Below are 12,274 nucleotides of genomic sequence, written 5' to 3' on the forward strand. Positions count from 1 at the left end.
TCGTACGACAACTTATAACAACTGTACCTCTCACTGTTTGCTCAGGTAATGCCATGACCACCACACAGATTCGCCATCCCTTCAATCGCCTGCTGTTGACCGGCGCCGCCGGCGGCCTTGGTAAAGTCTTGCGCGAACGCCTCAAGCCTTATGCCCGCCACATTCGCCTGTCTGACATTGCCAACATGGCCCCGGCCATCGATGAAAGCGAGGAAGTGGTGCCGTGCGACCTGTCGGATAAGCAGGCCGTGCATCAACTGGTTGAAGGTGTCGATGCCATCCTGCATTTCGGTGGTGTATCGGTTGAGCGTCCATTCGAGGAGATCCTCGGCGCCAACATCAGCGGCGTGTTCCACATCTACGAAGCCGCGCGTAAGCACGGTGTCAAACGCGTGATTTTCGCCAGTTCCAACCACGTCATCGGTTTCTACAAACAAGACGAAACCCTCGACGCCCACTGCGCTCGCCGTCCGGATGGCTACTACGGCCTGTCCAAGTCCTACGGCGAAGACGTCGCCAATTTCTACTTCGATCGCTACGGCATCGAAACCGTCAGCATCCGCATCGGCTCGTCGTTCCCGGAACCGCAGAACCGTCGGATGATGAGCACCTGGCTGAGCTTCGACGACCTCACCCAACTGATCGAATGCTCGCTCTACACACCCAAAGTCGACCACACCATCGTCTATGGCGTCTCCGCCAACCGTGACGTCTGGTGGGACAACAGCCACGCCGCGCACCTGGGCTACAAGCCCAAGGACACCTCGGAAATCTTCCGCGCCAAGGTCGAAGCGCAACCGATGCCGGCCGCCGATGATCCGGCCATGGTCTACCAAGGTGGCGCCTTTGTGGCCGCCGGCCCGTTCGACTGATCCGCCTGTTGTCCGTGGGATACAAACGAACCAAGGAATCACCATGCAAGCCGAATTGATTGTCGACGCACGCAACGCCGTCGGGGAAAGCCCTGTGTGGGTGCCCGAGGAAAACGCCTTGTATTGGGTGAACATCCCCAGCGGCGGCCTGCAGCGCTGGAGCGCCAGCAGCGCAAAGATCCAAAGCTGGGAAGCCCCCGAAATGCTCGCCTGCATTGCCCGTCACCAGGACGGTGGCTGGATCGCGGGGATGGAAAGCGGTTTCTTCCGCCTGCATCCACATGACGACGGCAGCCTGGACAGCGAGCTCTGTGCAAACGTCGAGCACAGCCGCACCGACATGCGCCTCAACGATGGCCGTTGCGACCGCCAGGGCCGTTTCTGGGCCGGCAGCATGGTGCTGAACATGGGCGCCAATGCGGATGAAGGCAAGATGTACCGTTATGAAGCCGGACAACGCAGCCCGGTCGAGGCGCAACTGAGTGGTTTCATCGTGCCCAATGGTCTGGGCTTCAGCCCCGACGGCCGGACGATGTACCTGTCTGATTCACACCCGCTGATCCAGCAGATCTGGGCCTTCGACTACGACATCGACAGCGGCACCCCATCCAACCGCCGCCTGTTCGTCGACATGATGCCCCTGGCCGGTCGCCCGGACGGCGCGGCAGTCGACGCCGATGGTTGCTATTGGATCTGCGCCAACGACGCCGGCTTGATCCATCGCTTTACGCCGGATGGACGTCTCGACCGCTCCCTGGAAGTGCCGGTGAAAAAACCGACCATGTGTGCCTTTGGCGGCAGCCAGCTGGACACCCTTTTCGTGACCTCGATCCGTCCTGGAGACGACAACGATCCGCAATCCCTGGCCGGTGGCGTGTTCGCGCTGAACCCCGGCGTCAAGGGTCTCGCTGAACCTGCTTTCGGAGGATGGAAACACTCCGCGAACTGATCTGCTTTGCCGCTTCACATCGATAGACATAAAAACAACAACACTGGAGATTGACCATGAATTTCAAACGTACACTTCTGATCGCGGCCTTGCCCCTGGCCTTCCTGGCACAGGCGGCGCAGGCTCTGGACATCAAGATCGCCGACATCCACCCCAAGGGCTACCCAACCGTGGTCGCCGAGGAATCCATGGGTAAAACCCTGGAAAAGGAGAGCAAAGGCGAACTGAAGTTCAAGTACTTCCCGGGGGGCGTACTGGGCTCTGAAAAAGAAGTGATCGAGCAGATGCAAGCCGGCGCAATCCAGATGTCCCGCGTCAGCCTGGGCATCGTCGGCCCCGTGGTGCCGGACGTGAACGTCTTCAACATGCCATTCATCTTCCGCGACCAGGCGCACATGCGCGCCGTGATCGACGGTGAGGTCGGCGATGCGATCCTGGACCGGATCACCAACTCCGAATTCGGCCTGGTGGCCCTGGCCTGGATGGACGGCGGCACGCGCAACCTCTACACCAAGAAGCCCGTGCGCACGCCGGAAGACCTCAAGGGCATGAAAATCCGCGTCCAAGGCAACCCTATGTTCATTGAAATGATGAACGCCATGGGCGGCAACGGTATCGCGATGGACACTGGCGAGATCTTCAGCGCGTTGCAGACTGGCGTGATCGACGGCGCGGAAAACAACCCGCCGACCATGCTCGAGCACAACCACTACCAGAACGCCAAGTTCTACAGCTTGACCGGGCACCTGATCCTGCCTGAGCCGATCGTGATGTCGAAAATCACCTGGAACAAGCTCACCCCAGAGCAGCAGGACATGGTGAAAAAAGCGGCCAAGGCTGCCCAGGCTGAAGAGCGCAAGTTGTGGGACGAGAAATCGGCCGCCAGTGAAGAAAAACTCAAGAAAGCCGGCGTCGAGTTCATCACCGTCGACAAGAAACCCTTCTACGACGCCACCGCGCCGGTCCGAGCCAAATACGGTGCACCGTACGCCGACCTGATCAAGCGCATCGAAGCTGTCCAGTAAGACCTCTTAATCTGTACTCATGAAACGGCTGGGCGCGCCTGCGGTTAGAAGGCGCGCCCGGTAACGGTGGAACCCGATGAAGAATTTGCTGCTGCGTATCAACGACAAGATTTACATGACTTGCATCTGGGTGGCCGGCCTCTCTGTCCTTGCCGTTGCGCTGATGATCCCTTGGGGCGTGTTCGCCCGCTACGTCCTTGGCACCGGCTCAAGCTGGCCGGAGCCCACCGCGATCTTGCTGATGATCGTCTTCACCTTCATCGGCGCCGCCGCCAGCTACCGCTCCGGGTCGCACATGGCTGTGGACATGGTCACCAGCCGCCTGCCCCAGCACTGGCAAAACGTGGCTTCGGTGTTCACCCAGTTGATGATGGCAGCGGTGTGCATTTTCATGACCATCTGGGGTGCCAAGCTGTGCATGACCACTTGGAACCAGTTCATGAGCGCCATCCCTACCCTGCGAGTCGGCATCACTTACATGCCGATCCCGATCGGTGGGTTCCTGACCCTGATTTTTGTCTTGGAAAAACTCTTGCTGGGTGATCAAAGCCAGCGTCGGGTCGTGCAGTTCGACCTGGTAGAAGAAAACGAAGGTGCCGCTTAATGGACGCTCTGATTCTGCTGGGCAGTTTTTTGGTATTGATCCTGATCGGCATGCCGGTCGCCTACGCGCTGGGCGCCGCCGCCCTGATTGGGGCATGGTGGATCGACATTCCGTTCCAGGCCATGATGATTCAGATAACGGGCGGCGTGAACAAATTCTCGCTGCTGGCCATTCCGTTCTTCGTCCTGGCCGGCGCGATCATGGCCGAGGGCGGCATGTCTCGCCGGCTAGTGGCCTTCGCCAGCGTGCTCGTAGGTTTCGTCCGTGGTGGCCTGTCCCTGGTCAACCTCGTGGCCTCGAGTTTCTTTGGCGCGATCTCGGGTTCCTCGGTGGCTGACACCGCCTCGGTCGGTTCGGTACTGATCCCGGAAATGACACGCAGGGGCTATCCACGTGATTACGCCACCGCCGTCACCGTCAGTGGTTCGGTACAAGCGCTGCTGACACCGCCAAGCCACAACGCAGTGCTGTACTCTCTCGCCGCTGGCGGCACCGTCTCCATTGGTTCGCTGTTCATGGCCGGCATCGTCCCCGGCATCATGATGAACCTCTGCCTGATGGCGCTGTGCCTGGTCTTCGCGAAAAAGCGCAATTACCCCAAGGGCGAGGTTATTCCGCTCAAAGAAGCGCTGAAGATTTGCAAGGAAGCCATGTGGGGCATGATGACGTTGTTCATCATCCTGGGCGGCATTCTCTCGGGTGTGTTCACTGCCACTGAATCGGCCGCCATCGCCGTGGTGTGGGCGTTCTTCGTGACCATGTGCATCTATCGCGACTACAAGTGGAGCGAGTTACCGAAACTGATGCACCGTACGGTGCGCACCATTTCCATTGTGATGATCCTGATCGGCTTCGCCGCCAGCTTCGGCTACATCATGACGCTGATGGAAATCCCGGCGAAGATCACCACCGCGTTCCTGACGCTGTCGGATAACCGCTACGTGATCCTGATGTGCATCAACGTGATGTTGCTGCTGTTGGGCACCGTGATGGACATGGCACCGCTGATCCTGATCCTCACGCCAATCCTGATGCCAGTCATCGTCGGCATCGGCGTGGACCCGGTGCAGTTCGGCATGATCATGCTGGTGAACCTGGGTATCGGCCTGATCACGCCGCCGGTGGGCGCGGTGCTGTTCGTCGGCTCCGCCATCGGCAAGGTCAGCATCGAAAGCACCGTCAAGGCCCTGCTGCCATTCTACGGCATGCTGTTCCTGGTTCTGCTGCTGGTGACGTACGTGCCCGCCATTTCGCTGTGGTTGCCACATTTGGTGTTGTAACAGAAAACAATAGGTCCCCTTGTGGCGAGGGGATTTATCCCCGCTGGGCTGCGCAGCGGCCCCAAAACCAGCCATCTCGATTTGTCTGATACACCGAGATTGAAGCCTTTAGGGCTGCTTCGCAGCCCAGCGGGGATAAATCCCCTCGCCACACTTGGGCGTATTCCCCTCCAGCTTTGCCAACCCATCAGACGCCGCCATGACACCACCACTCCTCCACCTCGAAGACAAACTGACCCGCCTCACCCTGGCCCCACACCTGGGCGCCAGCCTCGTTGAATGGACCTTGCGCAGCACCGGCGCTCCCCTCCTACGCCCACCCGCGCCACAAGCGCTGGAAAATGGCCTGCCAGGCAAGCTCGGCTGCTTCCCGTTGATCCCGTGGTCGAACCGAATCGCCCATGGCGGTTTCGATTGCCCCGGCGGCTGGCTCGCCCTGGAAGGCAACAGCCCCAACGATCCGTTTCCGATCCATGGCAGTGCCTGGCAGCAGCCCTGGCAAGTCGCCGAACAGAGTGCCGGGGAAGTCTTGTTGCAACTCGACTGCCAAACCCCGTTTGCCTATTGCGCCAGCTTGCGGATCCGCCTCAGTGGCGGCCAATTGCAGATGGCGCTGCACGTCACCCACATGGCCGAACAGGCCGCCTGGCACGGGTTGGGTTTGCATCCGTATTTCCCGCGCACAGCCGATACCCGCCTGCAAACCCGCGCCAGCGAAGTCTGGATGTGCGACGCCACGAAACTGCCAACGGAACTGAAGGACGTTCCCTCGGAGTGGGATTTCCAACACGCACGGTTACTGCCGGATACCCTCGTCGACAACGGCTTCGGTGGTTGGGATGGCCAGTGCCTGATCCAGCAACCAGACCTGGGTTATGAACTGGAATGCCGCGCCAGCGGCAGCGATTACTTCCTGCTGTACTGCCCCGTGGGGCTGGATTTTTTCTGCATCGAACCGGTAAGTCACCCGGTCAATGCCCATCACCTGCCAGGACGGCCGGGGCTGCGTTTGCTGGAGCAAGGGCAATCGGTGGCGTTGGGGTTTTCGATGCAGTGCCGAGAGTTGTAAGGCGCGCCGATCCCCGTGGCGAGGGAGCTTGCTCCCGCTCGGCTGCGAAGCAGACGCCCTGGCTCAAGACCGTATGGGCCTGCTGCGCCCGAGACGTCGGACCGGTCCAGCGGGAGCAAGCTCCCTCGCCACAAAAGCCCCCTGACCAGATCGCTACGCCCGCACCAGCATGAACACCGCCACCCCCAGGCAAACCCCGGCAAACCCCACCTGCAAGGCCCGCGCCGGCACCTTCGCGCAGAACCGTCGCCCCAGGATCATCCCGACGATACTCGCCGCAATGAACGCCGCCCCAACCCGGTCGATGCTCACCCCGGCATGAAACGCGCCGACCACGCCAATCAACGAAACCAGGCTGATGACCATCAAGGATGTGGCGACGATGCCGCGCATCTGCACGTCGGTAAGTTGCTTGAATGCCGGCACGATCAAGAAACCGCCGCCCACGCCCAGCAAACCTGAGACCATTCCCGTGACCGCGCCCAATGCCGACAGCGTGGCGGTGCAGCGCGGTGTCCAGGCCAGCCGCCCGGTCTGGCGATCGAGCATGCAATTCTTTTGGCCCCAGCTGGCCGCGCCGTGATCGCTGGGGCCCGGCTGCGAGGTTTCCCGGCGCAGCATGCGCGCCGCCACCAGCACCATCAGCAGGCTGAACAGGACCATCAGGATTTTTTCCGAAAGCTGGTGGGCGAAGTAAATGCCCACTGGCGAGAACACAGCGCCCAGCAAGGCGATTAACAGCGCCGCGCGGTAACGCACCAGGCCATGGCGCAAGCCATCGATGGCGCCCACCGCCGCCGCGCTGCCCACCGCGAACAGTGCCACCGGCGCGGCCTGGGTCATGCTCCAGCCCAGGCCCAACACCAGGGCCGGGACGGCCAGGATACCTCCGCCCGCCCCCGTCAGGCCAAGAACCAGGCCCATCACCACACCGAATAAACTTGCCAGTAACATAAGGGTCTCTCAAGCCGCGCACGTCTGTTGTCAGGCGTGATCGCATTTGCAGGACGCGGTGGCCCTCACTTAAGCTGCGGACCATATGTCGTAAATCTTGCGCATTGCAACCGCTTCTTCTTGCACAGGTCCGCTGCCATGCCCGCGCAGATCCAAAGCTTCCTCGATCCCGCTTCAAAGACCTACACCTACGTGGTTTACGAACACGACGGCGGGCAATGCGCGGTGGTCGACCCAGTGCTCGACTACGACCCGGCATCGGGCCGCAGCGGTACCGCACAGGCTGATCGAGTGATCGCTTATGTGCGCGAACATCAATTGACAGTGCAATGGCTGTTGGAAACCCATGCCCATGCTGATCACCTGTCCGCCGCGCCTTATCTGCGCCGGGAACTGGGCGGCAAGATTGCCATCGGCGAATCCATCGGCCAGGTGCAGGACGTGTTCAAGACGCTGTTCAACCTGGAGCCGCAATTCGCCGTCGACGGTTCGCAATTCGACCAACTGTTCGCCGCCGGAGAGTCCTTCCTGATCGGCAATCTCAAGGCCACTGCGCTACATGTGCCCGGCCACACCCCGGCGGACATGGCCTATTTGATCGACGGCGACGTGATCCTGGTGGGCGACACGCTGTTCATGCCGGACGTGGGCACCGCCCGTTGCGACTTCCCGGGCGGCAATGCCCGTCATCTTTACGCCTCGATTCGCAAGTTGCTGGCCTTTCCCGCCAGTGTGCGGCTGTACGTGTGCCACGACTATCCGCCGGAAGGACGCGAGCCCCAATGCATGAGCACCGTGGGTGAGCAGCGCCAGTACAACATCCACGTACGCGATGGCATCGATGAGGCGTCGTTCGTGACCATGCGTACCCAGCGCGACAAGACACTGGGCATGCCGACGCTGCTGTTGCCGGCGATCCAGGTGAATGTGCGAGCCGGCCACCTGCCGCCGGCCGAGGGCAATGGCGTGACCTACCTGAAGATTCCGATCAACCAGCTCTAAGGTCGCCACCTATCCAATGTGGGAGCGAGCCTGCTCGCGATAGCGGTGGGTCTGCTTACATCAGAGCTGAATATGCCGACGCCATCGCGAGCAGGCTCGCTCCCACAGGGTTCAGCGGTGATCGCAGAACTCGACCAACAGTACAATCCGATGTGGGAGCGAGCTTGCTCGCGATGGCGGTGGGTCAGGCAACAATGAGCCGTCAGAAACCCACAACTCCCCTGTAGGAGCTGCCGAAGACTGCGATCCTTTGATTTTCAGGTACCCAAGGTCAACCCATTGGCCGGCAACGGCAACGCAGTCTTGTAGCGCACCTGCTTGAGCGCAAAGCTGGAGCGGATGTTCGCCACCCCCGGGACCTTGGTCAAAAAGTCCATCATGAACCGCTCCAGCGACTGAATGGTCGGCACCAACACACGGATCAGGTAATCAGGATCGCCGGCCATCAGGTAGCACTCCATGACCTCCGGCCGGTCGGAGATCGCTTCCTCGAAGTGCTGCAACGCCTCTTCCACCTGCTTCTCCAGGCTGACATGGATAAACACGTTGACGTGCAACCCCAGCAAGTCGGCGTCCAGCAGCGTGACCTGCTCGCGGATCACCCCCAGCTCTTCCATGGCTCGGACGCGGTTGAAGCATGGCGTCGGTGACAGATTGACCGAGCGAGCGAGATCGGCGTTGGTGATCCGGGCGTTGTCCTGAAGGCTGTTCAGAATGCCGATATCGGTGCGATCCAATTTGCGCATGAGGCAAAATTTCCTGTTTTTTATCGTTGTGCAGATTTTTTATCTGCAAATGATCTGAACAGCAAGGCAACAGAGAAAAATATTCTTCTTCGTCGAGCCTATGATTGTTGTAGGACAATTTCCCACCTACCCAGGGAAATTCGTCAGCTAGCGCGCCCACTACAAGAAATTCACAAGATCGAGCGTAGAAAGCCATGAACCCAGCGTACGAACCGCTACGCCTGCACGTCCCAGAACCCTCGGGCCGTCCCGGCTGCAAGACCGACTTTTCCTATCTGCATCTGTCCGATGCCGGCACGGTGCGCAAACCTCCCATCGACGTCGAACCCGCCGACACCGCTGACCTGGCCCGCAGCCTGATCCGCGTGCTCGATGACCAGGGCAATGCCTTGGGCGAGTGGGCTGCGGACATCCCCGTCGAGATCCTGCGCAAGGGCATGCGGGCCATGCTCAAGACGCGCATCTACGACAACCGCATGGTCGTCGCCCAGCGTCAGAAAAAAATGTCGTTCTACATGCAAAGCCTTGGCGAAGAAGCCATCGGCAGCGCCCAGGCCTTGGCATTGAACATTGACGACATGTGCTTCCCCACCTACCGCCAGCAAAGCATCCTGATGGCCCGGGAAGTGCCGCTGGTGGACCTGATCTGCCAACTGCTGTCCAACGAGCGCGACCCGCTCAAAGGCCGGCAATTGCCGATCATGTATTCGGTCAAGGACGCCGGCTTCTTCACCATTTCCGGTAACCTCGCCACGCAATTCATCCAGGGCGTGGGCTGGGGCATGGCTTCGGCGATCAAGGGCGATACCAAGATCGCCTCGGCCTGGATCGGTGACGGCGCCACCGCCGAATCGGACTTCCACACCGCCCTGACCTTCGCCCACGTCTACCGCGCCCCGGTGATTCTCAACGTGGTCAACAACCAGTGGGCGATTTCCACCTTCCAGGCCATTGCCGGCGGTGAAGCCACCACCTTCGCCGGGCGCGGCGTCGGCTGCGGCATCGCCTCCCTTCGCGTCGATGGCAACGATTTCATGGCGGTCTACGCCGCTTCGCGCTGGGCCGCCGAACGCGCCCGCCGCAACCTCGGCCCGGCGCTGATCGAATGGGTCACCTACCGCGCCGGCCCGCACTCCACTTCCGACGATCCTTCCAAATACCGCCCCGCCGATGACTGGAGCCATTTCCCCCTGGGCGATCCAATCGCCCGCCTCAAGCAGCACATGGTGAAGATCGGCCAGTGGTCCGAAGAAGAGCACGCGGCGGTCACCGCCGAACTCGAAGCCGAGGTGATCGCCGCGCAGAAAGAAGCCGAGCAGTACGGCACCCTCGCCGGCGGGCAGATTCCAAGCGCCGCGACCATGTTCGAAGACGTCTACAAAGAGATGCCGGAGCACTTGAAGCGCCAGCGTCAGCAGTTGGGGATCTGACATGAACGATCACAACAACAATATTGCGTTGGACACCGCCATGACCACTACCACCATGACCATGATCCAGGCTCTGCGCTCGGCCATGGACGTGATGCTTGAGCGCGACGATAACGTCGTGGTGTTCGGCCAGGACGTGGGCTATTTCGGCGGCGTGTTCCGCTGCACCGAAGGCCTGCAGAACAAGTACGGCACTTCACGGGTGTTCGACGCACCGATTTCCGAAAGCGGCATCGTCGGCGTGGCGGTGGGCATGGGCGCCTACGGGCTGCGGCCGGTGGCCGAGATCCAGTTCGCCGACTACGTCTACCCGGCGTCGGACCAGATCATTTCCGAAGCGGCGCGCCTGCGCTATCGCTCGGCCGGCGAGTTCACCGCGCCGATGACCCTGCGCATGCCCTGCGGCGGCGGGATCTATGGCGGCCAGACCCACAGCCAGAGCATCGAGGCGATGTTCACCCAGGTCTGTGGCCTGCGCACCGTCATGCCGTCCAACCCCTACGACGCCAAGGGTCTGCTGATCGCCTCCATCGAGAACGATGACCCGGTGATCTTCCTCGAACCCAAGCGCGCCTGTATAACGGCCCGTTCGACGGCCACCATGACCGCCCTGTAACGCCATGGTCCAAGCATCCGCAGGCGCAAGTGCCGGACGGTTACTACACCGTGCCACTGGACGTCGCCGCCATCACCCGTCCGGGCAAGGACGTGACGGTGCTCACCTACGGCACCACGGTCTATGTCTCCCAAGTGGCGGCCGAAGAGACCGGCATCGACGCGGAAGTCATCGACCTGCGTAGCCTCTGGCCGTTGGACCTGGACACCATTGTCAAATCGGTGAAGAAAACCGGCCGTTGCGTGGTTGTCCACGAAGCCACCCGCACCTGCGGTTTCGGCGCAGAGCTGGTCTCGCTGGTGCAGGAACACTGCTTCCACCACCTGGAAGCGCCCATCGAGCGTGTCACCGGTTGGGACACCCCCTACCCGCATGCGCAGGAGTGGGCGTATTTCCCTGGGCCGTCCCGTGTGGGCGCGGCGTTGAAACGGGTCATGGAGGTCTGAATGGGCACGCACGTTATCAAGATGCCGGACATCGGCGAAGGCATCGCGGAAGTTGAGTTGTCGGTGTGGCACGTCAAGGTGGGCGACATGGTCGTCGAGGACCAGGTACTGGCCGACGTCATGACCGACAAAGCGATGGTGGATATCCCCTCGCCAGTGCATGGCCGGGTCATCGCCCTGGGTGGCGAGCCGGGTGAAGTCATGGCGGTGGGCAGCGAGCTGATCCGCATTGAAGTGGAAGGTGCGGGCAACCTGAAGGAGTCCGCGCAACCGGCTCCGGCTCCGGTTGCGGCTGCTGCTGCGCAAGCACCGAAGCCAGCGCCAGTGGCAACGCCTGAACCGGTGATGGCAAAAACCGCCGCACCCCGCTGCACCCCGCAAGCCCCAGTGGCACGTGACCCCGACGAGCGTCCACTGGCCTCGCCGGCCGTGCGCAAGCACGCATTGGACCTCGGTATCCAGCTGCGCCTGGTCCAGGGCAGCGGCCCTGCCGGGCGTATTTTGCATGAAGACCTGGAAGCCTATCTGGCCCAGGGGCCGTCGACCCAGGCCAAGGGCGGTTCGGGTTACGCCGAACGCCATGACGAGCAGCAGATCCCGGTGATCGGCATGCGCCGCAAGATTGCCCAGCGCATGCAGGAAGCAACTCAACGCGCCGCCCATTTCAGCTACGTCGAGGAAATCGACGTCACCGCGCTGGAAGAGCTGCGGGTTCACCTGAACGAAAAACACGGCGCCAGTCGCGGCAAGCTGACCTTGCTCCCCTTCCTCGTTCGCGCGTTGGTCGTGGCCCTGCGAGACTTCCCGCAGATGAACGCCCGTTATGACGACGAAGCCCAGGTCATCCATCGCTGCGGCGCAGTGCATGTCGGCGTTGCGACCCAGAGCGATGTCGGCCTGATGGTGCCCGTGGTGCGTCACGCCGAAGCCCGCAGCCTGTGGGACAGCGCGGCGGAGATCTCGCGCCTGGCCACGGCCGCCCGCAATGGCAAGGCCGGTCGCGATGAGCTGTCCGGCTCGACCATCACCCTGACCAGCCTCGGCGCGCTCGGCGGCATCGTCAGCACACCGGTGCTGAACCTGCCGGAAGTGGCGATCGTCGGCGTGAACAAGATCGTCGAGCGGCCTGTGGTGATCAAGGGGCAGATCGTGGTCCGCAAGATGATGAACCTCTCCAGTTCCTTCGATCACCGGGTGGTCGACGGCATGGACGCGGCGCAATTCATCCAGGCCCTGCGCGGCTTGCTCGAACAACCTGCCACCCTGTTTGTGGAGTAGGCG

11 protein-coding genes and 1 pseudogene are annotated in these 12,274 nt (G+C 61.6%); 10 read left to right on the forward strand and 2 right to left on the reverse strand.

Translation table 11 applies throughout. The features are described 5' to 3' along the window. Positions 1-53 precede the first annotated feature (53 nt). From J3Q04_RS15090 to J3Q04_RS15115, 6 genes are all read left to right on the forward strand, one after another. Positions 54-872 (forward strand): NAD-dependent epimerase/dehydratase family protein, encoded by an 819-nt coding sequence (locus tag J3Q04_RS15090; protein WP_420764460.1) that lies wholly within the window; start codon positions 54-56, stop codon positions 870-872. 43 nt (positions 873-915) lie between these two features. Further along, on the forward strand, positions 916-1,821 hold the full coding sequence (locus J3Q04_RS15095; RefSeq protein WP_420764461.1) for an SMP-30/gluconolactonase/LRE family protein: 906 nt from the start codon (positions 916-918) through the stop codon (positions 1,819-1,821). A 56-nt stretch (positions 1,822-1,877) separates the two neighbouring features. After that, a complete protein-coding gene (locus J3Q04_RS15100) occupies positions 1,878-2,846 on the forward strand; it encodes a TRAP transporter substrate-binding protein (protein WP_420764462.1) in 969 nt (322 codons plus the stop codon). 76 nt (positions 2,847-2,922) lie between these two features. Beyond that, positions 2,923-3,450 carry a TRAP transporter small permease gene (locus J3Q04_RS15105; RefSeq protein WP_420764463.1) on the forward strand — a complete coding sequence of 176 codons (528 nt, stop codon included), beginning with the start codon at positions 2,923-2,925 and terminating at the stop codon, positions 3,448-3,450. Then, positions 3,450-4,730 (forward strand): TRAP transporter large permease, encoded by a 1,281-nt coding sequence (locus J3Q04_RS15110; RefSeq protein ID WP_420764464.1) that lies wholly within the window; start codon positions 3,450-3,452, stop codon positions 4,728-4,730. The genes J3Q04_RS15105 and J3Q04_RS15110 overlap by 1 nt, the downstream gene beginning before the upstream one ends. A 199-nt stretch (positions 4,731-4,929) precedes the next feature. Next, complete coding sequence (locus tag J3Q04_RS15115) at positions 4,930-5,799, forward strand: aldose 1-epimerase (protein ID WP_434610892.1); 870 nt, start codon at positions 4,930-4,932, stop codon at positions 5,797-5,799. A gap of 153 nt (positions 5,800-5,952) precedes the next feature. On the opposite strand, the gene J3Q04_RS15120 is transcribed toward J3Q04_RS15115, so the two are convergent. Further along, positions 5,953-6,753 carry a sulfite exporter TauE/SafE family protein gene (locus J3Q04_RS15120; protein ID WP_434610890.1) on the reverse strand — a complete coding sequence of 267 codons (801 nt, stop codon included), beginning with the start codon at positions 6,751-6,753 and terminating at the stop codon, positions 5,953-5,955. A gap of 138 nt (positions 6,754-6,891) precedes the next feature. Here J3Q04_RS15120 and J3Q04_RS15125 point away from each other — a divergent pair, with 138 nt between their 5' ends. Continuing rightward, positions 6,892-7,755 carry an MBL fold metallo-hydrolase gene (locus tag J3Q04_RS15125; protein WP_434610888.1) on the forward strand — a complete coding sequence of 288 codons (864 nt, stop codon included), beginning with the start codon at positions 6,892-6,894 and terminating at the stop codon, positions 7,753-7,755. Between the two features lie 257 nt (positions 7,756-8,012). Here J3Q04_RS15125 and bkdR read toward each other — a convergent pair whose 3' ends face one another. Beyond that, entirely contained in the window at positions 8,013-8,501 is a 489-nt protein-coding gene (bkdR, locus tag J3Q04_RS15130) for a Bkd operon transcriptional regulator BkdR (protein ID WP_420764468.1), read from the reverse strand. 194 nt (positions 8,502-8,695) lie between these two features. Between bkdR and J3Q04_RS15135 the strand changes: the two genes are divergently transcribed. The 3 genes and pseudogenes from J3Q04_RS15135 to J3Q04_RS15145 all read left to right on the forward strand — a co-directional run bounded on the left by J3Q04_RS15135 (position 8,696) and on the right by J3Q04_RS15145 (position 12,271). Next, complete coding sequence (locus J3Q04_RS15135; RefSeq protein WP_434610886.1) at positions 8,696-9,931, forward strand: 3-methyl-2-oxobutanoate dehydrogenase (2-methylpropanoyl-transferring) subunit alpha; 1,236 nt, start codon at positions 8,696-8,698, stop codon at positions 9,929-9,931. Between the two features lies 1 nt (position 9,932). Beyond that, positions 9,933-10,993: pseudogene (locus tag J3Q04_RS15140) on the forward strand (alpha-ketoacid dehydrogenase subunit beta). Next, positions 10,994-12,271 carry a dihydrolipoamide acetyltransferase family protein gene (locus J3Q04_RS15145; RefSeq protein WP_434610884.1) on the forward strand — a complete coding sequence of 426 codons (1,278 nt, stop codon included), beginning with the start codon at positions 10,994-10,996 and terminating at the stop codon, positions 12,269-12,271. It abuts the pseudogene before it with no gap. The last annotated feature ends 3 nt before the right edge of the window (positions 12,272-12,274 follow it).

The organism is Pseudomonas sp. D4-21, assembly GCF_051132125.1.
GTDB lineage: Bacteria > Pseudomonadota > Gammaproteobacteria > Pseudomonadales > Pseudomonadaceae > Aquipseudomonas.